The organism is Mucilaginibacter agri (assembly GCF_009928685.1).
In the GTDB taxonomy this organism is placed as follows: domain Bacteria; phylum Bacteroidota; class Bacteroidia; order Sphingobacteriales; family Sphingobacteriaceae; genus Mucilaginibacter; species Mucilaginibacter agri.
Map to the genome: position 1 here is coordinate 423,367 of NZ_WWEO01000041.1, position 25,547 is coordinate 448,913.

The following is a 25,547-nucleotide window of genomic DNA, read 5'->3' on the forward strand; positions in this document are numbered from 1 at the left end:
TCGGATATTTTTGGGCAAAATCTATGAAAAACTTATTCAAAAGTCTTGCCGCGTGTTTACTGGTGGCGTCGATGGCACACGCCCAGGAAAAACATGTTGTATTACTTAGTATCGATGGCCTACGCCCCGAATTTTATATGGACCCATCGTGGGGAATGGTGAACGTGCGCAACGGCATGAAAACCGGTTCTTACGCTCAGGGAGTTCGCGGAAGTTTCCCTACGGTTACCTATCCGTCGCACACTACTATTGTAACCGGCGTGTTGCCGGCTAAACACGGTATTTATTATAACACACCTGTAGAGCCATTGGGCATTACCGGCAAATGGTTTTGGTATTACAAAGATATTAAGGTACCTACCTTGTGGACCGCTGCTAAAGAAGCCGGACTCACTACTGCTGGTGTAAGCTGGCCGGTAACTGTCGGCGCGCCGATAGATTATAACCTACCCGAATATGTTATATTACCAAAAGGTAAAGGCGAAAAAAGCGACGAGATCAAAGCACTATACGACGAGTCGAACCCTAAATCGCTGTTTCAGGAAGTACAGGATAACGCGATAGGCAAGTTTGGCGAATTTGGAGCTTCGTTCGATTTTTACAACAGCGACCAAAATAAGGCACGCATGGCAGCTTATATTGTTCGCAAATACAAGCCAGCTTTTTTGGCCGTTCATATTGCGCTTACAGATCATTTTGAACATGAACAGGGTCGCGATGGCGATAAAGTACGTTCGGCCGTTGAGGGTGCCGATGTGGCTATAAAAACGATTATGGATGCTGTGCAGGTAGCAGGGATACGCGAGAATACAACTTTCATTATCACCGGTGATCATGGCTTTGTTGATATCCACACGCTGTTTAATCCTAATGTAATGCTGGCAAAAATTGGCCTGTATGATGATGCTAACAAGGAGAACTGGAAAGCCTATTTCCAGGGCAGCGGCGGCTCGGCATTTCTGCATCTACGCGATCCGAAAGATAAAGCAAGCTTAGAAAAAGTAAACAAAGCACTCGCCGATTTACCTGATGGTGTTAAAAAGCTTTTTCATGTATTGGATAAAAAGCAACTTGCCGAAGCCCAGGGCGATCCAAACGCAGCGTTGGCCCTAGCAGCTTATCAGGGCATTAGCTTTGGTTCTACCGCCACAGGCGAATTGTTGACGGCGGTAAAGGGAGGTACCCACGGTTACTTGCCAACAGATTTTAAAGAAATCCAAACCGGTTTTGTGGCATTTGGTCGCGGCATTCGGCCAGGTATTGTGTTACCGCTTATAGGGCAGGAAGATATTGCCCCACTAATTGCAAACTTGCTTGGGCTTAACCTAAAAACGGATGGCGTACTATATCCGGGTATTCTCGCACCTGTCAAAAAGTAGGTTTGTGAATACGTAAAATAGACATTAAAACGTCGGATGTGTGTTAGATTCCCGCCGGAACTACCGACGGGCGAGAAAGCCTTCAGACGAAAATCTGAAAGCTTTCTTTGTGTAAAAATATGGCAGCCAAAAATATCTTTGATGTAGTTAGCGACTTGGGCATCCATGGCAAACGTCGATGCTCACCCACAGGCAGGTAAATACAAAGGGGCTTTGTAATACAACCGCACGCAAATCGTCCGCTTCCGAACGAAAGAGGAAATGGACTCTGCTTTAAGTTATTGTTAATCAGCTGTTTGAAAAGGTGGCATGGTTTTGTAATACAATAAGTTCAATAACCTGCTGTTGTCATGCTTAGAAACTACTTTAAAACCGCCTGGAGGAATTTATTTCGCAACAAATTTTATTCATTTATCAATATTGCCGGACTTACCGCCGGGCTGGCCATTGGTATACTGATTTTGCTTTGGGTGCAGGATGAGTTAAGTTTTGATGGATTCCATAAAAACACGGATAATATTTATCGTGTAGAGCTTTTTGGTGGCACAGGGGCCAGTAAACAAATTTGGGAAAGTACGGTGGCGCCTATGGGGCCGCTGGCTAAACAAGAGCTAAGTGATGTGCAAGACCAGGTGCGCATAACTCCCAACTGGTTTTTTACGCTATATAAATACAAGGAAAAAGCTTTTGGCGAGCAAAACGTGGCTTTCGCCGATCCTTCTCTTTTCAGCGTTTTTGATTTTCCGCTAATAGAGGGAAATAAAGCCAAACCTTTCGCAAACGATAACTCTGTTGTAATAACCAAAAGCACGGCGCGAAAATATTTTGGTACTGCCGACGCCCTTGGTAAAGTGATTGCAGCTGAGGGTAAGGAAAACTTTACTGTGAGCGGAGTTATTGACGATTTTCCACTTAACTCGAGCATTAACTTTGATATGATTATGCCCATGAGTTACCAAGTGAAATATTTACTGGTGAACAGCAAGTTCGATGTGAATGCCGATTTTAGTAATTACAGTTATCAAACCTATTTTAAACTAAAACCTGGCGCATCGTTAAAAAAGCTCTCGGCCGATTTATTTAAAATACACATTAAGCACCGCGCCGAAGATACCGATGCTGACTACCTATTGCTACCCATCAACAAAATGCACTTGTATAATGCCGATGGTACCGATCGTGGCATCCAAACAGTACGCATTTTTATCATCATAGCCCTGGTTATTCTATTAATAGCCTGCATCAATTATGTAAACCTTTCTACAGCACGCTCGTTGCTGCGCGCTAAAGAGATCAGCATGCGCAAAATTATCGGAGCGGGTAAGGCACAGTTATTTACACAATTCCTAACCGAAACTGCGTTATTGTTCCTCATCGCTACCATATTTGCGTTATTCGCCATCTACCTGTTAATGCCGGTATTTAACCAACTGGCCGGCAAACAACTGGTGTTCAATCTGCTCGATCCACACATTTGGATTATTATAGCCATAACTGTAATAGCTACCCTGGCATTATCCAGCATTTACCCGGCCATGCTGTTATCATCCTTCGAGCCTTTAAAAGCGTTAAAAGGAAAGATAAGCGGTAGTATTGGCGATGCCCTTTTTCGTAAAATATTGGTGGTTGTTCAATTTACTTTTTCGGTAATGCTTATTGTAAGTACTTTAATTATCACACAGCAACTCAAATATATTCAATCAAAAAATTTGGGATATGATAAAACGCATGTTTTCGGTGTTTGGATGCGTGATGCCGCAAGCCATTACGATGCTGTAAAGGCCGAACTTTTAAAACAACCCAGTATTGAAGGCGTAACCCGGGCAACCGGCAACATTATCAGCAATGGCATGATCTCTGGTGATAATTCATGGGAGGGCAAAGCAACAGGCCAAACCTTTATCCTTCACCCCATGGGAATTGATAAGGATTTTATCTCATTTTTTAAGTTGAAAATGCGATTGGGCAGCAGCTTCAGCGGTGCCGTAGCCGATTCTACCCACTTTATTCTTAATGAAGCTGCCGTAAAAGAAATCGGGATGAAAGACCCTATCGGCAAATCCTTTCGTTTCCAAAAAACAAACGGCGTAATTATCGGTGTAGTTCAAGACTTTCATTTTGCCAGCTTGCGCGAAAAAATTGCACCTGCCATTTTCTTTTATCGCCCCAGCGTTTACCAAACGCTATACATAAAAACCCGTACTGGTAACGCGGCTGCAGCCATAGCCGCAGCAGGTAGTCAGTTTAAACAATACAATGGCGAGTTCCCTTTTTCTTATAACTTTCTCGATGATATTTTCAACCATCTTTACCAGGGAGAACAACGCGAAGGCACCCTGTTTAATTATTTTGCCGGCATGGCTATACTAATCTCATGCTTAGGCCTTTTGGGCCTGGCAGCCTATACCGCCCAGGTACGTACCCGCGAAATCGGGGTGCGCAAGGTATTGGGTGCTTCGGTTACGGGTGTTGTGGGCTTGTTGGCTAAGGATTTTATCAAATTGGTACTCATTGGCATCGTTGTGGCGACGCCGTTGGCCTGGTACGCCATGACTAACTGGTTAAGTGCTTTTGCCTACCGCATACCCATCCACTGGACCATTTTTGTGCTGGCCGCATGTATAGCCATCGTTATCGCATTTGTTACTATCAGTTTTCAATCCATCAAAGCGGCGCTGGCCAACCCGGTGAAAAGTTTAAGGAGCGAGTAGAGACTCGAGCGGATGAGTTTTGGATCTGAATGGTAAGAAACATCTGAGATGCCTTCAGTTTAAAACCTGAAGGCATCTTGTTTTATGCCCATCAGGCATTTTCTAACGTTGCGATATCAAACTTTGACATTTGCATGAACGCTTGCGCGACCTTTGGTGCCTTTTGCGGGTCGGCCAGCAGGCTTTTTAATACTGCCGGTACAATTTGCCAGGATACGCCAAATTTGTCGTCGAGCCAACCGCATTGATCATAGCGGCCACCTTCGCCTAACTTGTTCCAATAATAGTCTATCTCTTGTTGGGTTTCACATTCTACAACAAAGGATGTTGCCGGGGTAAACTTATATTTAGGCCCACCATTTAAGCCCATAAATTTATTTCCGTTCAACTCAAAACCTACTGCAAAAGCATTTTCATCGGTTATTTTCGAGTTTTTAAAAATCTCGCAGTAATAAGTTGCAGCTTCTTTGGCATTGCCATCGAACCATAAGCAGGGATACATTGTGTTTGCCATTTTCTTTTGTTTTATACTCAAAATTAACAGCAGGCATCTGCAAAAAATAGAACAAAACCGACAATCGTAATTCACTATTAAGATCGGGTATCGGTGAAATAGTCCTTCGGGGTAATGTTGGTAAACTCTTTAAAGCTGCGGATATAATGGCTTTGATCGGCATACCCATTTTCAAATGCGATGTCCGACAATTTATCATAACGTCTACTATTTAATTGTTGAAAAGCTGCGTTAAACTGACAGATACGCCTATACAGATTGGGGTTAATGCCAATTTGCTTTTCGAAGGTTCGCTGAAATGTTCTTTCCGAGAAGTATAGCTCTTTTTGCACTGCTGCAAGTGTGTTTTTTGAAGGATTATGTGCAATGCTGTGCGCCGCGTATTGTATAGCAGAGTAGCCTGTTTTTGCTTTGGCTATTAAATCTGCTATATAGTTATCGAGTAGTAAAAGCATATCATCTGTATTTGAAATGTTAAGCAGATGATCCTGTAGGGGTGTAATTTTTGAGGACGCAATTAAATTGAGATCGACTGGGTTATTGGTTAACTCCCCCCCACATACGTTAAAGAGCGAGCAGAGGGTAATGGGTTTAAAGAAATAGGCAATTAAGGTAAACGGCTCGTTAAGTAGCAGCGTGCCCGGAGAAACTGTTTGACCAAACAGCGTGATATTGCCTGCTATATTATTGTTAAGGCTACCCTTTGCCGAACTAAAAAGCAGGGTTGGCATGCCATTAGCGAATAAGGCCAAAGAAAAGGGCTCTAAAAGCGCGCCGCTTTCTATCGTCAAGACCCGCTCAACGTATTCCGAAAGTTTCGCGTGAGGCATAAGATGTTTTACTTTCATTGGCTATATATTGGTCAAATTCAGAAAATATTTACCACATACGAGTGCATCCAATTGTAATTGAAAATTACGAAATGTTTTTAACCCGTACCAATTTGAATAATTGTGCCTTTGATTTGTATTGGCGTCGTATAACCATACATGCATCTTTTTATTCCGTACCTTTGGAAATTACACGCCCGAAGCATTATGCCGCAACAACCAAACTCAAAGCCAACCGAAAAGGATACCCTGCACCCACGGAATGTGCACAGGGATATGTACGACTTTAAGAAGCTGCGCCAAAGCAACCCGGTATTGAAGGATTTTGTGTCTGTTAACCAGTATGGCAACGAGTCGATCAATTTCAGTAACCCCGATGCGGTTAAAGCTTTAAACAAGGCGCTGTTAAAGCATTTTTACAAGGTTAATGAGTGGGATATTCCTGCCGGGTATCTTTGCCCACCCATTCCAGGCAGGGCGGATTATATTCATTACGTGGCAGATTTGCTGGCCGAAAATAATGGTGGAACCATCCCAACTGGTAGTAAGGTGAAGGTGCTGGATATTGGAGTTGGCGCTAATTGTGTATATCCTTTAATTGGCAGCAGCGTTTATGGCTGGTCGTTTGTTGGATCTGATACCGACCCGGGGGCTATTCAATCGGCCAAGCGAATTGTATCTTCAAATAAAAATTTGGAGCCGCTGATCGAGCTTCGTCAGCAAACCAACCGCAAGGAGATTTTCAACTGGATTATCAAACCCAACGATAAATTCGACATTACGATTTGTAACCCGCCCTTCCACGCATCGCTAAAAGAAGCACATGCAGGCACCAACAAAAAATGGGAGAACCTCAATGGCGGCAGGTTGCCCAAGGCTTTGCTAAACTTCGGAGGTAAAAACAATGAGCTTTGGACTCCTGGCGGCGAAGCCGCTTTTATTAGACAAATGGTTGAGCAAAGCGTTTTATTTGCCGAGCAGTGCCTTTGGTTTTCTACACTTGTATCCAAAAAAGATTCGTTGCCGATTGTTTATAAAGCGTTAGAGCGTACTAAAGCAACTAATGTTAAAACCATTAACATGGCCCAAGGCCAAAAGGTAAGCCGGGTTGTGGCCTGGACTTTCTTTGATGAAGCCGGACAACAAAACTGGATGAGGGGACGATAAGTTGTTATTTATTTAACTCAACAATTGCTTCTTTAATTCCTTTTCCAGCCTCCATATAAAACGTTGGGCCGGCAAGTAGTGAGATCTTTGCTAAGGGTTTATAATCCGACAGTTTTTTGTCCTTTAGCAATTGCTGGGTTCTGTATGCTTCGAACGAGCCCAGCACAACGTTTTGAGCTACCAATGCAGTTGGAGAATCGATACCGGCATCTTTCAAATCACTTGCAAAAGCGTAGTTGGTTACACCGAGGCGCAAGGCTTCGCTCATTGCCACGCTTCCGATGGTTATCATCATATCCGGGCCGAATTTATTTCTGTCGCCAAGGCCAATCAAAAGAAGTTTTTTTGAAGGCAGCATTCCAACCGGTGGCGTTATTAATAAAGTTTCGAAGGCATGTCCTTTAAACTTCCCGGTTTTGCGTAATTCGGTAATAATGCCGTTAAGCGCCTCGTCTAAATGCACCATGCCGTTTAAATTGGCGGGCAGCGCCGGCGGCGAATTAAAAATATCACCCTCAGTATATTCGAAAACGCAAGCCACCTGTAAATCGGTATTTGCGCCAGATGGGCCTTGCACTAATCCTTCAATTGTAACACCATCTACCTTACCCCAAATAACGCTTGTACCTGAAGTGGCAGGGATGGCAGTTTCCGTTGTTTGCGCATCAGCGGTATTTAATGTTATTATTAAAAGAGCTAGGGTAAATAGGTATTGCATTAATAGGGGTTTTAAATTTTTCATCATTATATCAATTAGTAGACATGTTTAAATTAGATATAATATGAGGTACTAAAGCTCCTCTGCATTAAATATGGCATAGTTTTTACCTACCGCTAATAGCTATTGACGAAATGAACAAAAGTCGTCCTCTACCTCAACATTCTGTCGGCAAAACGAATCATCCCCCGACGTAAAAAGGCTGCAAATTCGGCGTCGGCCTTACCGTCAGATGTAATGTAACGCTCATCCGATGTATAGAGTTCCGCAAGGCCTTTATATTGGGCGGCCTTTAAATCCGTTGGGTCGGATACGCCCCAGAAGCTACGGATGTTGGCGTAATGACGTGCAATCTGTTCCTGCACTTCTTCGCTTTCTGGAGCTTGGCCAGCGAGAAACTTAAACCTGAGTTGGTTGGTGATATCTTTCTGTTCGGCCTTTAAACGGTTGATGTCCATTTTAGGCATTTCGAGCAAAGCTTTTTCCGAACGGAGTACCGCGTTCTCTCCCCATTTCTCAATAGCCTCATTTCTGATGGCCGTTATCTGCTCTTTGGGCATGCCCTCATATAGCTCTTCGTAATTATCCATAGTCTTATTTTTTAAATTCGTGATTGTTTTATCGATGGTATTAAGCAAAGTGTCGAGTCTGTTTCTTCGAATGATTAGCGCCTTTTGGTGTTCGTGCAGGGCGTTTACCAGGTTGAAATTTTCATCGTCGAGTATGCTGATGATCTCCTTCAACGGAAAGTCGAGTTCTTTGTAAAACAAGATCTGCTGTAAACGCAAAAGTTCCTCTTCGCCATATAAACGGTAACCGGCAGTAGTGCGAATGGATGGTTTCAGCAAGCCAATCTTATCATACACGTGTAATGTGCGGACGCTTATCCCGGCCAGGTTTGCCAATTGTTTTACAGCTAATTGAGTTGCCATATAGTGCTTAAAATAAATTGCTTATCACAAAGCTAAGCTATGACCTAAGGTTAGAGTCAAGTGTTTTTTGAAAAAAAGTTTAAAACCGGAAATCGACTTGTTTTTTATAACAATATCTTTGATTAAACCACATTCACTCATATCATGAAAATAGCGACCTACAACGTTAATGGTGTAAACGGACGATTACCGGTGCTGCTCCGCTGGCTCGAAGAAACACAGCCCGATGTAGCCTGCCTGCAGGAATTGAAAGCTCCGCAAGAGAAATTTCCGGAAGAAGCCATTAAGGAAGCTGGCTATAACGCGATATGGCATGGACAAAAAAGCTGGAACGGTGTGGCGATACTGGCCCGCAATGCCGAAATTGAGGAGCGTCGCCGCGTATTACCCGGCGATCCGGAAGATCTGCACAGCCGGTATATAGAGGCTGTTGTGAATGGTATTGTAATTGGATGCCTGTACCTGCCGAATGGTAACCCTGCACCGGGTCCAAAATTTGATTATAAGCTAGGATGGATGGAACGTTTTAGGCTACACGCAGCTGAATTGTGGGCCTCTGGTATGCCGGTGGTTTTAACGGGTGATTACAACGTGATCCCCACAGGCCACGATGTTTATAAACCCGAGCGTTGGGTTGAAGACGCCCTCTTTCGCACAGAAACGCGGGAGGCTTTTGAAAAGTTGATGGCCCAGGGCTGGACAGATGCTATCAGGAAGCTTTATCCAACCGAAACAATTTATACCTTTTGGGACTATTTCCGTGATGCTTATGGCCGTAATGCCGGTTTGCGTATCGACCATTTCTTATTAAATCCTCAAACAGATGCCCGCCTGGTAGCAGCCGGTGTAGACCGCAATGTACGTGGATGGGAAAAAAGCAGCGATCATGGCCCGGTTTGGATAGAATTGGCTGATAAATAGTTCTGTGAAGTTATTTCGGCATAAGGCTATCAATCCTTCCCTGAATGCCATTTCTTTCCGTCGAAGTTTTAGCTAGGTCATAAGCTCTTTGATAGCTTAACAGGGCTTTCGCATAGTCTTGATGTTGGTAGAGTTCGCCAAGTAGCAGAAAATAAAAGTGGTTGTTTTCCAGCTTTAACTTTTCTGCTTCGGTTAAGGCCTCCTGCCAACCATTTGCTTTGTAAAGTGCGTAAGTTCTGTTCAGCGCCACTGCGGGCGAATAATTGATCATGAGCAGCTGATTGTATAGTTGCAAAATACTCTGCCATTTTTGATGCGTGTCTTCTTTTTGGCAATGCCAATACGCAATGCGAGCCTCCAAATGATAAGACGTAACCTCATTGCCCTTGGCGGATAGTTCTAAAAAATGCACGCCTTGGTTAATAAGGTCGGCATTCCACAGTTCTGCATTCTGCTTATCGTATAATATTGTTGTACCATCAATATTTTCCCGGGCATCAAACCGCGAGGCATGAAAACACATTAACGCAATAAGCGCGTTGGTTTGCGGCAAATTGGTAGTTTCATATTCGGTAAGCATTAGGCCAAGTTGCAAGGCCTCGATGCACAGCTCTTTTTGCAGGGTCTGATTTTGGGTTTTAGAATAATAGCCCTCGTTAAACAGCAGGTAAATGATGTGAAGTACATTATCTAAACGATTATTGATCTCGCCGGGGGGCGGTAGTTCCATCTTTACATTGTCGGCGCGCAGTTTTTCTCTGGCACGGAAGAGGCGTTTGTTGATGGTTTCTTTATTGGATAAGAAGGCTTCGGCAATTTCATCAATACCAAAACCGCAAAGGATACGTAAGGCTAAACCAATTTGTGCTTCGCTGGCAATAGCTGGCGAGCATATAGCAAAAAGCATTTGCAGCTGGCTATCTTTAATGTATTGCGGCGAGAAATTGAGTTCGCCCATTTCGGTATTTGTTTCCTGAGTTAAGGTTACCTGGGGGATTACTTTCTCTTCGAAAATCTTGTTCCTCCTGAAATGGTAAAGTGTTTTTTGTTTCGCAACTGTATATAGCCAGGCGGCCGGATTTTGCGGAATACCCTTATCGCCCCAGGTTTCAGTAGCCAACAGAAAGGTTTCGCTTACAATATCCTCTGCAAGCTCAATGTGTTGCAAACCATATTGCTTGCTGATCACTGCCACCATTTTGGCAAATTCCTGCTGAAACAGCTGCTTTAAAAATTCGTGTTGATTTTTCATAGTTAAAAGCAAAGCCCGCGAAGGTAACGCGGGCTTTGTAACGCAGGTTTAAGCACCTGTATATATCGGGCGAATTTCTACGCTTCCACCATTGTCAACTGCGGGGCAGCCGTGGGCAAGGGTTGTGGCCTCGTCCAGATCATTAGCTCTAATGACAACTATCCCGCCTAGCATTTCCCTTATTTCAACAAAGGGACCGTCGGTGATTACGCCTCCGGATTTCAACACCTTTCCCTCGGGCGATAGCCGGGTGCCATTGTTTACCAGTTTCCCTTGTGCTGCTATATTACCCATCCAATTTTGCCACTTTACGTTAAGGGCTTCAAAATCTTCGGGTGTAAACTTGCTATAGTCATAATTGGGTTGGCGAAATACCAATGCAAAATCTTTCATGATACCTGATGTTAATAACAATTGAATTTATGAATTAAAACCTGGTTTATACTGCTTGCGTAGCAGGTGCCGCGTGTTGGCCAACTACGTAACTGCCACCCTTTACACCAAAGGTAATATTAACGCGGTTATAACTGTTAATTGCAATGACAGCCATGGTTAGCTCTATCATTTCGGTATCGGTAAATTGTTCTGCTGCTGCGCTGTAAACCTCGTTGGGCACGTGGCCGTTGCTGAGTTTGGTAACCGCTTCTGCAAAGGCTAGTGCTGCGCATTCGCGTTCGGTATAAAGGTCGGTTTCGCGCCACGCGTTTAAAAGGTACAGGCGTTGTTCTGTTTCGCCAGCGGCGCGCAAATCTTTTGCATGCATATCCAGGCAATAAGCACAACCGTTAATTTGCGATACACGTAAATAAATAAGCTCCAGCAGATTTTTTTCGATTGAAGATTTAGACAGGTACGTAGCAAAGCCATACATAACTTTCATTGCATTTTGTCCTAATGCGAAGGGATTGATCCTTGATTCCATTTTCTTAATTTTTTATGGTTGTTAAAATCGAATTACACCTCAATGATGCATGAGGTTACCGGAATTGGACATCATTCGAAAAAAAATCTTTTTTGAAAAACAGACCTTCCATTTTGAGAGGCTTTTTTCGAGCCCCCCATCTTATCTCCAAAATAAAACAGCCTTTTAAACATGATAGGGCACATTTTGGTGCTTTGCGACTTGCATGGGCATTCTTTTGGCATACCCGCCATCACAGTTGCTTAATACGGCAATTGAAATAATATCAAAATGGAAAGTGAACGAATAATTATAAGGTTGGCAATCGCATCTGATGTGATGTTTGCCGACCAGATCATTCATGAAATGGAATGTTCTGCAATAGCGAGGGGCTCTGGTATCTCCAAAAGGTCTGCCGCCTCCATTATCGAAAAAATAAACGACGGCAAGGCGGTTGTTGCGGTAACAGAGCAGGGCGAGTGGGTTGGTTTCTCGTACATCGAAACCTGGGACAACGAACAATTTGTATCGAACAGCGGCCTAATTGTATCACCTAAGCATCGCAACAATGGTGTTGCATCTGAGATCAAAGATCAGATTTTTCAATTGTCTCGTAATAAATATCCTTCCGCCAAAATATTCAGCATTACATCTGGCCTGGCTATTATGAAAATGAACACCCGCTTGGGTTTCGAACCGGTAACCTATGCCGAAGTAGTCCACGAGGCCCGCTTTTGGGATGGTTGCAAAAGCTGCGTAAACTATAACATACTCGAATCTAAGAACAGGTGCAACTGTCTTTGTACCGCCATGCTGTTCAATCCCCAATTAAACTAATCACAAAAACACCATGATAAAGCATATAAAACAGGCCCCCGTGACTGTTAGGGAAACGCTGCCTTTAAGTTCGCTGCTATTTAGCGAATCGGTAGCCCTGCTGCAAAAATTAATAGAAACGCCGTCTTTCAGTGGCGAAGAATCTGTCGCTGCCGATATGGTTCAAGAGCATTTACTAAACTATGGCGTAAAGGTTAAACGTAAACGAAACAATGTTTGGTGCTACAATAAATACTTCGACGAGAGCAAACCCACCATCTTATTAAACTCGCATTTAGATACCGTAAAGCCCAACGAGGGTTATACTAAAAACCCTTTTTGCGCCGAGGTAACTAACGGTAAATTATATGGCCTTGGAAGTAATGATGCTGGTGGTTGCTTAGTATCGTTATTAGCCGCTTTTCTTCATTATTATAGTTATCAGGGCCTCGGTTTCAACCTTTGCTTTGCTGCCACTGCGGAAGAAGAGAACTCGGGGAGCAACGGTGTTAAACTCATTTTACCCGTGTTGGGCAAATTAGCCTTCGCTATAGTAGGCGAGCCTACGCTGCTTCAAATGGCGGTTGCCGAAAAAGGGAACATGGTGATAGATTGTGTTAGCACCGGACGCTCGGGCCATGCCGCTCGCGAAGAAGGTGACAATGCGATCTATAAATGTATGAAGGATCTCGAATGGTTTCGCTCCTATCAATTTCAACAGCAAGCCTTCGGTTTGCCGTCTGTTAAGATGACTATAACCGCTATTAAAGCCGGTTTGCAGCATAATATTGTACCTGCCAAGTGCGAGTTTACAGTAGACATCCGTAACGATGATGTGTTTTCGCACCACGAGATACTGGAGACTATTAAGAAGAATATTTCGTCGGAATTTATTGTACGACCCGGCGCCTTGGGGGCTTCATCGGTACCGCTGGATCACCCGATAGTCGAAACAGGTTTGGCAATCGGCTGCAAAACCTATAGTTCGCCTACTACTTCAGACCAGGCCTGGCTGGATATCCCGTCTGTAAAGATTGGCCCCGGTGATTCGGCCCGGTCACATTCTTCAGACGAGTTTATTTTCCTCGAAGAGATCAAAAAAGGAATCGGCTTATATATCAAGCTGCTCGAAGCCCTGCCCCTCACACTTATCAATAACCCAACCGGGTATAAAAACGAACTCGGATACCTCAACAACTAATTGGCCTTAGGCCGATATAAAAACACAAACACAATAATTTAAAATGAAAAAACTTCTATTATCTGCGGCTCTTGGTATGTCCTTATTTTTTGCCAATGCCGAAGAAAAACCGGTTACGGCACCTGCCGATACGTTAGCTAAAGACACGGTAAAAACTAAAAGTGAGCCTTTTGCATTTGGCGATTTTACATGGCTTAACGGAAATGACCGTCGCCACAAAGCTTTGCTCGACACCAAATATTTTACTGGCCGTTTCTTATTCGATATGAACTATACAGCATCTAACCATAACCCGGTTGACCATACGGTGGTTGGTTCTACAGCTTTGGCCCGCGACCATGAATTTGAAATTTCTACCATTGCGTTCGGGGGCGACTTTCATTACGATAACATAAGAGCAAGTTTATTAACCCAATTTGGTACACGATCTACCGTAGTACCACGTAATGATTTGAGCGTTACCCGCGGGCAGTTCGACCTCTCGACTGCATATCGTTATTTGAGCGAAGCCAATGCAGGTTACCACTTCAATGCGCTACATGGCATCAATGTGGACGCCGGTTTATTCATGTCGTACGTCGGATTGTTCTCCTATTATAATGCCGAAAACTGGGCCTATCAGCCGTCGTTCACTTCTGATAACACACCCTGGTTTTTTAATGGTATCCGTGTGCAGATCTTCGTGTCCGATAAGTTAAAGATCGAACCGTGGTTAATTAACGGCTGGCAATCGTATGGCATGTTTAACAGTAGGCCAGGCATTGGTGGGCAGATTTTATGGCGTCCGGTGGAGTGGTTTCAGGGGTTAACCAACAACTATTATGGGGCAGATACACAAGACAAACCCGGTCGTAAGCGTTTCCATTCCGATAACAGCATCGAGGTGCGTTATTACAATAATCCTAAAGGGAAGTTTATTACCCGGGCTGCGTTCTCTATGACCGGCGATATTGGCAACGAAAGTGGCGCCGGCGTAAACGGTTTTTCTTCTGACCCAATTAAAGGCCCTGCACAATATTTTGCCAGCGGAATGGTTTATCACCGGTTATGGTTAGATGGAGGCCACATTGGCTGGACCGTAGGCGGTGGTTTTATTAACAACCCTGGCCGCTACCTGGTGTTATACCCAACGGGCGATGCCAATCCCATACCTGCAGTAAATACAGGAGCTGTTGGTACACATCCGTTTTCCGCAAACCCCGGCGATAGCTTTAAGGGTTACGATTACTCCACAACACTCGATTTTATGCCCAACGATTATCTAACCTTCCGTATCGAACTGGTACACCGCCATGTTAACGTACCCTATTTTGCAGGCCATGGCGGCGTAACATCACCTGATGGATACAATACCACTCCTGTTGGCGACTTTGAACCCGATCTGGTAAAATCAGAAACACGGTTTATAGGCGCGTTGCTGGTGCGGTTTTAATATCAAACTTGCTGACTATCAGATGTATCCCAAATGAGTGTAAATATTGTGTAATAATGCTGTTAAAAGTTGCCGTAAAAGGCCTTCAGCATGTATTTTTGAGCGTTATTAGACAGGCAGGCGACACTGCGACAACCAATCGGGAATCTACTTCGTGGGGAGAATTAGAAGGGAATAAACATCAACTAATAATAAAATGAAAACTTCAATCAAAGTGCTTCTGGCTGCTATCCTTATGTTACAGGGTATTGCCTCAAAAGCACAAAATGCTAATGGTATTTACCTTAACACTAATGATTACAAAACACACAAATTAAGCTACCAGCTGGGAGCGAATGATAAGTTGCAATTGAACACCTTTTTAGGCGGTAATAGCATTAGTGTGATTAACCAGGGCAAAAAGGTAAAGCTAAGCAAAAGCGAAATTTTTGGTTATCGGTTAAATAACCAGGATTACCGTTTTTACAACAACGATGCTTACCAGATAATTGACACCGCAGGCTTTACATTATACAGCCGCGAAAAGTTGGCGCAACACACTAAAGGATATAAGCCATCAACGCATTATTTCTATAGTGTAGCTAATGGTCAGCCGATTAAAGAACTTACCATTGCCAACTTAGCCGCGAGTTTCGCAACGCGCGCTAACTTTCGTTACAGCTTACAAAACAACTTTCGCAGCGATGCAGATTTGATCAGCTTTGATAGCGCTGCTAAGCAATACAAAGTTAAGTACCTGTACTTTGAGCACCCAAAAGTGCTGGCAGAAAACTAAAATATTAACTACTGACTACTGAAGTCCCGGTGTAATGCCGGGGCTTTTTTGGTTTAAGAGGGTAGTAAACCTGCATTGTCTTTAAGGCCAACACCCGACAGCTTTCTTCTAAACGCTTCCTGTACCAGGTAAAAGATCTTTTGGGCAGCAGGTTCATGAAGCAGGCCTTCGGGCCGGATATTAGATACGCAATTGCGCGATTCGTCTGTTAAACCCGGTTTAGGGTTATAGGTTAAATAAGCTCCTACACTATCTGCCGAGCTCAACCCCGGCCGTTCGCCAATAAGCATAACAGAGAGGCGGGCATTTAATCCGTGCGCTATATGGTCGGCTAATGCAACACGGCCCTGTGAAACAACACAAATTGGGGCCAGATTATACTTTGCCGATCGGAATAACTTCACCAATGCCTCAACCAACTGCACTGCGTTACTATTTACCGCATGCGCTGATAGGCCATCGGCAATTATAATACTGATGTCATACGCTCCTGCATTTTCCTGTAAAGTCCGAACGCTTAGTTCATCCGGTAGTCTGCCCAGATCAGGGCGTTGCAGGTATTGCTGGCGGTTTTGCGCCTGGCTGTGCAGCTTTATGATGGGTATATCCAGGTGATCTAAATAATAGATGATGGCTTCGCTGTTTAAGGTCGAATACACAGCATCGCGGGCGTGAGCGTGAGCGAGTTTAAATTCAAGGCATTGGGCTAACGGTATGCTGCTACCTACCCTGCCCATGGCTATACGTGCAGCAGTAAACTCTTTTAAAGAGTCCCAGGGATCGGCAATTTTTATGGCAGGCTTCTTCATGGTCGTTGTTAGAATAAATGATCGATTAGTTTACCCATGGCCTGGCTATGGGTAAGTCGGCCCTTTTCATCTGTAATACCTTGTTTAAGCAACCATTGTTCAAATTCAGGGGCAGGCCTCAAGCCAAGTACCTTACGCAAATACAAGGCATCGTGAAACGAGGTGGACTGGTAGTTGAGCATAATATCATCAGAGCCGGGAATGCCCATTACAAAATTGCATCCCGCTACACCCAGTAAGGTTAACAGGTTATCCATATCGTCTTGGTCGGCTTCGGCGTGATTGGTATAACAAATGTCGACACCCATTGGAAGCCCCAATAATTTACCGCAAAAATGATCTTCTAAAGCAGCCCGGATAATCTGTTTACCATCGTACAAATATTCGGGGCCGATAAAGCCAACCACGGTATTTACCAGTAGCGGGTTGTACTTTCGGGCGACGGCATAAGCCCGCGCCTCGCAGGTCTGTTGGTCGACGCCATGATGTGCATTGGCGGATAGTGAACTGCCCTGTCCTGTTTCGAAATACATTACATTATTACCAACAGTACCCCGGTTTAATGACAATGTTGCCTCATAGGCCTCGGTAATAAGATCGAGGTTGATGCCGAAACTACTATTGGTTTGCTGTGTGCCCGCAATAGACTGAAAGCATAGATCAACCGGGGAGCCACGATTAATCAGATCGAGCGTTGTAGTAATATGGCTTAGTACACACGACTGCGTCGGGATTTCAAATTGTTGTCGCAACGCATCGATCAACTCCAATAAATTACTTACACTGGCGGGGCTATCCATAGCAGGATTAATGCCTATAACCGCATCGCCGCTACCGTAAAGTAATCCGTCTATCATGCTGGCCGCAATGCCCTTGGGGTCATCAGTTGGATGGTTGGGTTGCAGACGTGTGGAGAAGTGCCCTCTTAAACCGATGGTGTTTCGGAACCTTGTAATCACTTCGCACTTTTGGGCTACGGCAATCAAGTCCTGGTTTCGCATTAGTTTGGATACCGCAGCAACCATTTCTGGCATAAGTGCCCATTTCAGGTTCTGCAATGTTGAAGTATCAATCTCATCGCCAAGTAGCCAGTCGCGAAACTCGCCCACTGTTAAATGGGCTATGGGTTCAAAAGCATTGGTATCGTGGCTATCTATAATGAGCCTGGTAACCTCATCCGTTTCATATGGAATTAACGCTTCGTTCAGAAATTGTTTCAAAGGCACATTGGCCAATGTAATTTGCGCTGCTACGCGTTCTTCGTAGGTAGCCGCTGCAATTCCCGCCAACACATCGCCCGAACGTAATGGCGAAGCCTTCGCCAGCAGATCTTTCAGATCTTCGAACCGGTAAACCCGCTGGTGTATGGTGTGTTGATAAGCCATATTATTCGAGGGTTACGGCAGTGGCTTGTTTTAAAAGTGCATCGTCTGTTATGGCTTGCTTGTGCTTTCCGGTAAGTACGAAAATGAGTATAGCCGCAGCTAAGCCGGCAAAGAAAATATAGCCTACGGTAAGGTTATAATAAATGATGGCCACCAGGCAAACTGCAGATAAGATTAAAGCTATTGCCGGAAATAGGGGATAGAACGGCGCACGAAATGTGCGGTTTAAACCTGGTTCTTTTTTGCGCAGCATAAACAGGCTGATCATGCTCATCATATACATTACCACTGCACCCAGCACTGAGAGGATAATAACCTGACTGGTTGTGCCTGTTAATAAAGCGGCAAAACTTACAAAGCCCCCAGCAATAACCGACCAATGCGGCGTTTTAAACCGATGATTGATTTTAGCCAGGCCGCGAGGTAAATAACCGCTCCGCGCCATAGCAAATACCTGCCGCGACGATGCCAGTATAGTGCCATGAAAAGATGCAATAAGGCCGAACAAGCCAATACTGGCAAATATTTTTGTTAAACCGTTGCCTTTTCCCAGCACTACGGCAATGGCCTCCGGTAAAGGGTAATCGAGATTGCTGAGTTTGCGCCAGTCGGTAATGCCTCCTGTTAAGATCATTACGCCGAGAGCCAAAAACGCGAGGGTTGCTAAACCGGATATATATCCTTTGGGTATGTTCTTTTCGGGATCTTTCACTTCTTCGGCCACCATGGCTACGCCCTCTATCGCCAGGTAAAACCAAACGGCGTAGGGCAAGGCGGCGAAAATGCCCGTCCATCCAAATGGCATTGGATTGGCAACATAGTTTGCCATTTTAAAATGGGGGCTGATGACCCCCATAAACAATAGCAATTCGGCAACCGCCAACACCGTTATGAAAACCGAAAACGTAGCCGACTCTTTTACCCCTAAAATGTTGATGAAGATGAACACCACATTAAAAAACAAAGCCGATTGCAGCACCGGTATGGCCGGGTAGAGAAAATGTAAATAACTGCCCAATGCGAAAGCAATAGCGGGTGTGGCCAGCAAAAAATCAATTAAAGTGGCATAGCCTGCAATTAACCCGCCCAGAGGCCCCATAGCGCGATAGCTATAGGCAAAAGCCCCGCCTGCATGTGGTATAGCCGTGGTAAGCTCGGTATAGCTGAATATAAACGTAACGTACATTACGGTAATTACAAGCGTGGCGATTAGAAAGCCGATGGTGCCTGCTACACCCCAGCCATAATTCCAGCCGAAGTATTCGCCCGATATAACCAGGCCTACGGCAATAGCCCACAAATGTATTGGCTTTAAGGTACGCGTAAGTGTTTCTGCAGATGCTTTGATCATAACCCAATTTACCCGCTTTAAGATACTAAAAAGCAGGTGATTATTGGCCAATGAATGCAAAAAAGCCGGTCGCTTCTAATAGATTCGACCGGCATGCGCTAAAAGAAAGTCGTAATGTTTAATGGAGAGCAACGGCCTTAACAAAGGTACCGGTGGCGTTAAACCCAACCACGTACTTGGTGCTGTTTACCGTTATAAATACATCATATGCTTGCACCGTGCCGTTAACACTTTCGGCAAAGGCTTTGTCAAATACATAACCCGGATAGGTTGTACTGAGATATGTGGTTATTGCCGCTAATAGGTTGGCTTGCGTTACGGCGGTATGTTTAAGTATTCGATTTAATTGTACGCGTTTAACCAACGTGCCTGTATTTGAAACGGCCGTAGCAAAAAGCCCGTTATTTTTACTGATTAAAATATAAGTGGTATCCCGCGTTACCGAAGCATGGAGCAAGGTATCCGTTGGGTAGGTGGTAGTAAAATAGTTTGTCACAACAGATGGGATAGCCGATAGTGCGATAGTATCGCGTTGTCTGCCATCTCGATTATCAAATGGCCCTCCGGGATGAAAGCCATTTTTGCCAAGCAGATCGACACCTGCCCTTTGCTCCAGAACCTTTATGAAGGTGCCATCAGCACTAAATTTTAAACCTACATAGTTGTTGTTATATTTTATAACTACAATGTAGCTGTTAACTACACTTGCGCTGTCTATCTGAAAAGCTTTCACAAAGGTATATCCCGAATAGTTAGTTGTTAGATACGGACTAATGGCGGCCGGCAAAGCGCTAAAGGCAATGGTGTCTTTTCTGCCGTGGCCGGGAATGCAGCCTACCAGATAAATACTGTCTTTCGAATTGCTTGCAGCAAGTGTGCTCGCAGTGGTAATTGCAATTGCGCCGGTGGATGATGTAGCGGTTGTTGAGGTGCTGGTGTTTTGCGACTTGGTTGAAGCAGACTCTTTTGAACAGGACGACAAAATGACTAAAACCAATCCTAAGAGCATTAGCGGGTAATAATTCTTTAAGTTCATCACGGTAATTTTTAGTTTTAAAATTGATTTATTGTATAAGGCGCTTCGCTAACTGCCTTATCTTCAATATAAAACTAACGGCCTGTTTAGGCTAAAACAAGCGAGTATCGATGAAGGGGTGAGATTTGTCGATGAGCAAAGCTATCTGCAGCGGCTCAACCCATCTTCGCTTGAGTCATCGCCCGGTTTTATGATGAGGGCTTTTTCGAAAAGGGGTTTGGCTTCGGCTTTTTTACCGGCCATCAGGTTAGACCATGCCAGCATGTGGGTGCCATCGTAATCAAAAGGGTATAGGTTAACCACTGCTTTAAAGCGCGCGATGGCAGCGTCGTATTGTTTTCGATTATAGTAAATTACCCCTGCCCAATAATTGGCCTGCGTATTTTGTGGGTCAATTTTAAGGATAGCGTTATATTGATCTAATACCTTGTCCCAGCTTTTTAAGAACGATAAAGGTTTTACGTAACCAAACTTAGCTTCTATTGAGCCCGGTTTTAGGTTAACCGCTTTTTGATAATACGATTGCGAGGCGTTGTAATTCTGATTTAAATAATGCAGCCAGCCCAGCCTGATGTTGATCTCATAGTTATTATCGGCATAGTAGGGCGAAATGTCGTTTATGGCTGCCGTATAGTTCTTATTCAGCTCGTCGGTATAGCTGTTATGAAAAGCTTTCTGTAAAACAGCATTAGTTTGCGCCTGCAACCTTACAGTCAGCAGAAGCAAGAGGGCTACTAATAACGGTTTCTTTAAAATTTCCATAAAGCACCTAAAGTAACAGAATTTTGGTGATAGTTTGCGGGGAAGTATGCATCTGCCTTTTGCTCATAGGTATAAGTGAGTTGCAGCTGCAGGTGATTGTTGAGTTGATAAAAAGCAGTTTCGTTAAACTTGAATTTGGTGTTATCAACAGAATTGTAAACATACAGGCCGTCAACATCCAGATAATCTTCCTGGCTGCCAAATACCGCCGTCGACTCGAGCCACGTGTTTTTGAATACCTTAAATCCAATTGCCTGGTTATAAATCCAGTGGTTAACATCTTTCAAATGCTTATCAGACAGGCGGCTGATGGTGTAGAAATTGAGATTGCCCAATGGATAAAAAGTTAGTTTAGCGTTGTACTGCGTAATGGGTTGCTGAATAATGTGCCCGAAATTAACATCGGCCTGCACATCAACATAAGTGCCCATATACTTAACACCTAATAAACCTAAATTACTATGATATGTTGTGCTGTTGTATTTGGTATTTAAATAATGATACGAGCCCAAAATGGTAAACTTCTGATTTAACGCATAGCTCAACTTGGCAAAATATTCGAACTGATCATCCGATAAAATAACACGGTCGGAGTGCGGGCCGAAGCCATAACGATTGATAATATTCTGCCTGAAATAAATGCCCGATTCTTCTAACTGAAAACGCCAGCCCAGCCGGTTACTTAAACCAACGCGCGAATAAAAGCCATCGCCGCGAAGCTTGCTGCTTACATATTTTTTGCCGGTCTCGGCCGATGCGTCTATGAAACCAAAGGGTGAAAGGTTTTCTGTCTTCATGGTTTCCTTGTCGAAGAACTTGGCGTTGTACGCCGCCTGCAGATCGTTATTCAGGAACTTGTTGCAGTAATAGGCGTAGTAACGGGCGGTTTGATTGTAAGTATCTTTATCAAGCACTACAGAATATTCATCCAAGGCAGCTTTGTAATTGCCTGTAATAAACCATGCAAAGGCAACGCGTAGCCTTAAACCCGGAAAGTTTGTCCCGCTGGCAATTGTTTGCTGGCCGTAGGCTATCAACTCTTTCCAGCTGCCGGCCTTCGAAAGTTCGGCCGAAGTGCTGTCGGCAACCTGGACGCTATTCTCCTGGGCTTTAACACCATGCCGTAGACATAGTATGAAGACGATGATCAATACAAGTTTTCTGTAGTCCATTGTGCTTCAATTGTGGTACCGTTATTTTGTATGCCGAAGCCCTGCAGGCCGTTATTGCCAATATATATAGTAGCTTCCATCAGTTGTTTGGTGGCCCTAAATTGTTTAGATCTGATGGCGAATCCTGTTTTCTGAGGTACGCAATGGCTTTCATAATTAAGCCTGATGAATTGATAGAACGGTGCTACAAAATCTTGTAACCATAGTCTTATTTTATCGCCGGTTAACTGAATTGGGTACACATCCTGAGCTATCACAGCTTCATGATTGCTAAAAACTATTTTGTAGGCGGCCAGATAAAATGAATATAATAGAGATGCCTTATCGCCGTAAAAGCTGGTGAAGTAAAACTGTGTGCCGCTGTTGATAAAGTAGGCCGAAGCCCCAGTATCATGGCTGTATAAATACGATTGGTTTAACTCATCGGTATACACTTCAATAACTTCGAGTTTATCATTTGTTGCTGCAATAGTTGCCACATAACCCGGCTGCAGATCGAATGCCTTTTTAATAGCGTTATTAATATCGGGCGAACTTAAAATATCACCCTCTTTCGGAACATCGAAGCTATGGAGGGGGTTACCGGACCGGTTGCTGACCTGGTAATATGATAGCGGATATGCTAATGTTTTAGACCCGATATAAGGTGTAGCCTGTAATTGAAAATGTAAATGAGGCTCGGGCGAATGACCTGAATTACCACAATAGCCTAATAAATCTCCCTGTTTTACCGCATCTCCCGGTTTAACCTTTATGGCATTCTTTTTTAAGTGCGATACCTTGGAGTACAAGCCCGTTGCATGTTTAATAACAACCGTATTGCCCCAGTTTTCTTTAATGTTAGTTTTTCCGATAGGGTTATCTTCGACATGATCTACCACGTTTTCGACAATGCCATCGCCGCAGGCTAAAACGGGTTTGCCGAAGCAATAGAAATGCTCGGGTTGTGTGCCAGGATACTGGTAAGTGTTTTTATCATCGTCGGTTATTACAAAATCAAGTGCGTGTCCCCAGTCTCCCTTGTGGGTAATGCAACCATTATAGCCTTGCGAAACCGTCCAGCTACCCATAAACGGTAGCTGAATGTTGAAATATTTAAGATCGTTTAACCTGTCGCGGTGGTTTAAAAACTGGTACAGATTGCGCTCGGGCGAATAGTGCTGTACAGGCGTGAGCTGCATTTTGCCGGGCATTTTGCGCAGCATTAAAAAGTAAAGCAGCGTAAGGTTAATGATACAGAACGGAAGTGACAGCACCGGCAAATAATAGAGCCCCAACAAACCGGTAAACGCATTCACCAATATAAAAGTAACGGGTATGCAAACAATGGCCCACAAGTAAGACCGCCACGAGGGAATCATAAAAAAACTGCCGATAGCGGCTGTGGTCATCATAAAGTTGGCGCCTAAATGGTAATAGCTAATGCCGTCGGGATAGGTATGGGTTAATCCATTTAAAGCACAGGCAACCACAAAACCGATAACAAGCAAACTAAATGTAATGCGCGAATGGATAAGCAAACCAATGCTCATTAAAATGCCGATCAGCATATTATTCTGAAACAGCACGGCACTTAGCGAGCGGAAGAACAGGTTTAAGTAAAACGGAGATTTGGCCGAAAGGTATCCCTGAAAGCCCGCTAAACTACCGGGGCCGCTGTAGATTTCTTCCAGTAGATAACTGCTTTTCTGTTGCAGACCCGTATGGAAAACACTATTGGCGGCTAACAATATAATCCAAAAGGTAAGTACAAATGGCAACGAAAGTGCGGGTAAACCTAGCTTGGTTAAACGCTCGGTTAGTATTATGGTTGTAATAACCGTAATTAAACAAGCTACGCCAAGCCATAAAAAAAACAGCGCGTTAGCATGATAAAAGGTGCCCATTGCGATACCCATTAAGAGGGCGTTGAAGCTGTAAATACCCATTTGGATAGTATCGCGCTGGTAGCCCATAGCCTTGGTTATTAGCAGGGAAAACACCACGCAGCCTAATCCGCTAAGCCCTATCTGTATATTAAAAAAAGTTACCAGCAGCAAAATAACGCCTAAAGCACTGCTCTGTGAAAAGAACAGTACCGAGTAGGTATTAATTATAGCCTTAATAAAGGCTGGTATCCTTAGTTTCATTTAATTAAATGTGGGGGAGTTGTTTCCGGTTCTTCAACATAGTTTAACGTTTCAGATGTGCGGATAAGATGAGTTTGTTGCTGTTCATCTATCAGTACTATAGCAGGGCGTTGGGTAATAAACTGCATCCACTGCGTCATGTTATAAGCGCCTACTTTGTGTACAACTACATGGTCGCCCGGATTAAGCAACGGTAGGTTAACACTCTCGCGAACTACGTCGATATTCATACATAGCGGGCCGTACACCGTCATGTTCTCCACATGTGGCGTAAAATCTTGCGCCGGGCTGATCTGGTGTTCGTACCAAAAAGATGTAAAGAGAATGTTCACACCGAAATTAACTACCATTGCGCGTTTACCATCGCCCAGGCGTTTGTTGGCCACAACGCTACCCAACAGGTAACCTGCATCATCGATCAAAGCGCGACCAGTTTCTAAAATCAGCAAAGGTAAATCGTGTTTAGGCAGGCCCGAATTAAGCAGCGTAGTTGTAATCACTTCGGCAAAGTCATCTACGGAAGGTACGGTATCTGCACCTGGTAAATACGATCCCTTTAAGGTATTAGTTGATGGAAATCCTCCACCTAGATCTAAATATTCTATCGTTTGCTTTAACTGCGTTTTGCAGCTCCAGGCCAGATCAGCCATTTTAGTAGCAGCTATGGCGTATGCAGCGGTCGATAACACATAGGTGCCGATGTGGCAATGCAAGCCAACCAGTTGCAGCTTGCCCGAATTAACGATTCGGGTTAAGGCATTCCATGCTTCGCCGTTTTCGTAATTAAAACCAAAGCGATCCCACGACGGGTAAATACCGGTATCCATGTTAACCCGGATGGCTACTCGTGGTTTGGCTGTCAGGTTCTCGCTTATTTTCAGCAGCAGCGTTAATTCTTCGAAATGATCGATATGGATCAATGAATCATTTTCAATTGCTAACAGTAAATCTTCTTTCGGTTTGTTGGGGCCATTGAAAATGATCTTATTTCCGGGTACGCCATTGCCGATAGCCTTACGGTATTCGAAGCCTGATACCACCTCGGCCCAGCTACCTTCCTGATGGAAGATTTTGCAAACCGCATTGAGGTAGTTGGTTTTATAGCTCCAGGCAAACTGCACCTTCGGATAACGGGTACTAAAAGCCCGGTATGCTGAACGATAATTCCTGCGGATCTGTTTCTCCGACAATACAAACACCGGCGAACCGTATTCCGCGATTAAGCTTTTTACCGGCACGCCATCAATGTGTGTAAATGCCTGCGAATCGGTACGCGTACCGAATTTATTCATGATGCCGGCATTTAGTTTTTTGATGTATGGTCGTTCGTATTTAAGCTTCTGCATGGTAATTT

General features: G+C 44.1%; 23 protein-coding genes. 8 read left to right on the forward strand and 15 right to left on the reverse strand.

Annotated features, from left to right (window positions below):
• Positions 1-23 precede the first annotated feature (23 nt).
• Both GSY63_RS09190 and GSY63_RS09195 read left to right on the forward strand, forming a co-directional pair.
• Entirely contained in the window at positions 24-1,379 is a 1,356-nt protein-coding gene (locus tag GSY63_RS09190) for an alkaline phosphatase family protein (protein ID WP_208094499.1), read from the forward strand.
• A 350-nt stretch (positions 1,380-1,729) separates the two neighbouring features.
• Positions 1,730-4,090 (forward strand): ABC transporter permease, encoded by a 2,361-nt coding sequence (locus GSY63_RS09195; RefSeq protein WP_166585492.1) that lies wholly within the window; start codon positions 1,730-1,732, stop codon positions 4,088-4,090.
• A 91-nt stretch (positions 4,091-4,181) separates the two neighbouring features.
• Here GSY63_RS09195 and GSY63_RS09200 read toward each other — a convergent pair whose 3' ends face one another.
• Positions 4,182-4,604, reverse strand: coding sequence for a VOC family protein (locus GSY63_RS09200; protein WP_166585493.1), 423 nt, complete (start codon positions 4,602-4,604; stop codon positions 4,182-4,184).
• A 77-nt stretch (positions 4,605-4,681) separates the two neighbouring features.
• The gene (locus GSY63_RS09205; protein WP_166585494.1) at positions 4,682-5,452 is read right to left on the reverse strand and encodes a helix-turn-helix domain-containing protein; all 771 of its coding nucleotides are present in this window, start codon (positions 5,450-5,452) and stop codon (positions 4,682-4,684) included.
• Positions 5,453-5,641: 189 nt separating this feature from the next.
• Here GSY63_RS09205 and rlmF point away from each other — a divergent pair, with 189 nt between their 5' ends.
• A complete protein-coding gene (gene rlmF / locus GSY63_RS09210) occupies positions 5,642-6,601 on the forward strand; it encodes a 23S rRNA (adenine(1618)-N(6))-methyltransferase RlmF (RefSeq protein WP_166585495.1) in 960 nt (319 codons plus the stop codon).
• Positions 6,602-6,605: 4 nt separating this feature from the next.
• On the opposite strand, the gene GSY63_RS09215 is transcribed toward rlmF, so the two are convergent.
• Both GSY63_RS09215 and GSY63_RS09220 read right to left on the reverse strand, forming a co-directional pair.
• The gene (locus GSY63_RS09215) at positions 6,606-7,319 is read right to left on the reverse strand and encodes a M17 family peptidase N-terminal domain-containing protein (RefSeq protein ID WP_243749190.1); all 714 of its coding nucleotides are present in this window, start codon (positions 7,317-7,319) and stop codon (positions 6,606-6,608) included.
• A 152-nt stretch (positions 7,320-7,471) separates the two neighbouring features.
• Positions 7,472-8,251, reverse strand: a complete 780-nt coding sequence (locus GSY63_RS09220) for a MerR family transcriptional regulator (protein ID WP_166585496.1) — start codon at positions 8,249-8,251, stop codon at positions 7,472-7,474.
• Between the two features lie 144 nt (positions 8,252-8,395).
• On the opposite strand from GSY63_RS09220, the gene xth reads away from it, so the two are divergent.
• Positions 8,396-9,172, forward strand: a complete 777-nt coding sequence (gene xth, locus GSY63_RS09225) for an exodeoxyribonuclease III (RefSeq protein ID WP_166585497.1) — start codon at positions 8,396-8,398, stop codon at positions 9,170-9,172.
• Between the two features lie 10 nt (positions 9,173-9,182).
• On the opposite strand, the gene GSY63_RS09230 is transcribed toward xth, so the two are convergent.
• Genes GSY63_RS09230 through GSY63_RS09240 form a run of 3 tightly spaced genes read right to left on the reverse strand, consistent with a single transcriptional unit; the run spans position 9,183 to position 11,346 of the window.
• Complete coding sequence (locus GSY63_RS09230; RefSeq protein WP_166585498.1) at positions 9,183-10,424, reverse strand: RNA polymerase sigma factor; 1,242 nt, start codon at positions 10,422-10,424, stop codon at positions 9,183-9,185.
• A 48-nt stretch (positions 10,425-10,472) separates the two neighbouring features.
• The gene (locus GSY63_RS09235; protein WP_166585499.1) at positions 10,473-10,817 is read right to left on the reverse strand and encodes a YciI family protein; all 345 of its coding nucleotides are present in this window, start codon (positions 10,815-10,817) and stop codon (positions 10,473-10,475) included.
• A 46-nt stretch (positions 10,818-10,863) separates the two neighbouring features.
• Entirely contained in the window at positions 10,864-11,346 is a 483-nt protein-coding gene (locus GSY63_RS09240) for a carboxymuconolactone decarboxylase family protein (protein ID WP_166585500.1), read from the reverse strand.
• Between the two features lie 270 nt (positions 11,347-11,616).
• On the opposite strand from GSY63_RS09240, the gene GSY63_RS09245 reads away from it, so the two are divergent.
• The 4 genes from GSY63_RS09245 to GSY63_RS09260 all read left to right on the forward strand — a co-directional run bounded on the left by GSY63_RS09245 (position 11,617) and on the right by GSY63_RS09260 (position 15,549).
• Positions 11,617-12,162 carry a GNAT family N-acetyltransferase gene (locus GSY63_RS09245; protein ID WP_166585501.1) on the forward strand — a complete coding sequence of 182 codons (546 nt, stop codon included), beginning with the start codon at positions 11,617-11,619 and terminating at the stop codon, positions 12,160-12,162.
• Positions 12,163-12,175: 13 nt separating this feature from the next.
• A complete protein-coding gene (locus GSY63_RS09250; protein WP_166585502.1) occupies positions 12,176-13,342 on the forward strand; it encodes a M20 family metallo-hydrolase in 1,167 nt (388 codons plus the stop codon).
• 43 nt (positions 13,343-13,385) lie between these two features.
• Positions 13,386-14,774: an outer membrane beta-barrel protein gene (locus tag GSY63_RS09255; protein ID WP_208094500.1), complete on the forward strand. Its 1,389-nt coding sequence runs from the start codon at positions 13,386-13,388 to the stop codon at positions 14,772-14,774.
• 196 nt (positions 14,775-14,970) lie between these two features.
• Positions 14,971-15,549 (forward strand): hypothetical protein, encoded by a 579-nt coding sequence (locus tag GSY63_RS09260; protein ID WP_166585503.1) that lies wholly within the window; start codon positions 14,971-14,973, stop codon positions 15,547-15,549.
• A gap of 53 nt (positions 15,550-15,602) precedes the next feature.
• On the opposite strand, the gene eutC is transcribed toward GSY63_RS09260, so the two are convergent.
• The 8 genes from eutC to GSY63_RS09300 all read right to left on the reverse strand — a co-directional run bounded on the left by eutC (position 15,603) and on the right by GSY63_RS09300 (position 25,539).
• Positions 15,603-16,358, reverse strand: a complete 756-nt coding sequence (eutC, locus tag GSY63_RS09265; RefSeq protein WP_166585504.1) for an ethanolamine ammonia-lyase subunit EutC — start codon at positions 16,356-16,358, stop codon at positions 15,603-15,605.
• A gap of 8 nt (positions 16,359-16,366) precedes the next feature.
• On the reverse strand, positions 16,367-17,743 hold the full coding sequence (locus tag GSY63_RS09270) for an ethanolamine ammonia-lyase subunit EutB (RefSeq protein ID WP_166585505.1): 1,377 nt from the start codon (positions 17,741-17,743) through the stop codon (positions 16,367-16,369).
• Between the two features lies 1 nt (position 17,744).
• Positions 17,745-19,094: an ethanolamine permease gene (eat, locus tag GSY63_RS09275; RefSeq protein WP_166585506.1), complete on the reverse strand. Its 1,350-nt coding sequence runs from the start codon at positions 19,092-19,094 to the stop codon at positions 17,745-17,747.
• 118 nt (positions 19,095-19,212) lie between these two features.
• Positions 19,213-20,130 (reverse strand): PepSY-like domain-containing protein, encoded by a 918-nt coding sequence (locus tag GSY63_RS09280; protein WP_166585507.1) that lies wholly within the window; start codon positions 20,128-20,130, stop codon positions 19,213-19,215.
• 141 nt (positions 20,131-20,271) lie between these two features.
• Positions 20,272-20,892: a tetratricopeptide repeat protein gene (locus GSY63_RS09285; protein ID WP_166585508.1), complete on the reverse strand. Its 621-nt coding sequence runs from the start codon at positions 20,890-20,892 to the stop codon at positions 20,272-20,274.
• Positions 20,880-22,064, reverse strand: coding sequence for a hypothetical protein (locus tag GSY63_RS09290; protein ID WP_166585509.1), 1,185 nt, complete (start codon positions 22,062-22,064; stop codon positions 20,880-20,882). The genes GSY63_RS09285 and GSY63_RS09290 overlap by 13 nt, the downstream gene beginning before the upstream one ends.
• On the reverse strand, positions 22,040-24,193 hold the full coding sequence (locus tag GSY63_RS09295) for an urea transporter (protein WP_166585510.1): 2,154 nt from the start codon (positions 24,191-24,193) through the stop codon (positions 22,040-22,042). The genes GSY63_RS09290 and GSY63_RS09295 overlap by 25 nt, the downstream gene beginning before the upstream one ends.
• Entirely contained in the window at positions 24,190-25,539 is a 1,350-nt protein-coding gene (locus GSY63_RS09300) for a type III PLP-dependent enzyme domain-containing protein (RefSeq protein ID WP_166585511.1), read from the reverse strand. The genes GSY63_RS09295 and GSY63_RS09300 overlap by 4 nt, the downstream gene beginning before the upstream one ends.
• Positions 25,540-25,547: the final 8 nt, after the last annotated feature.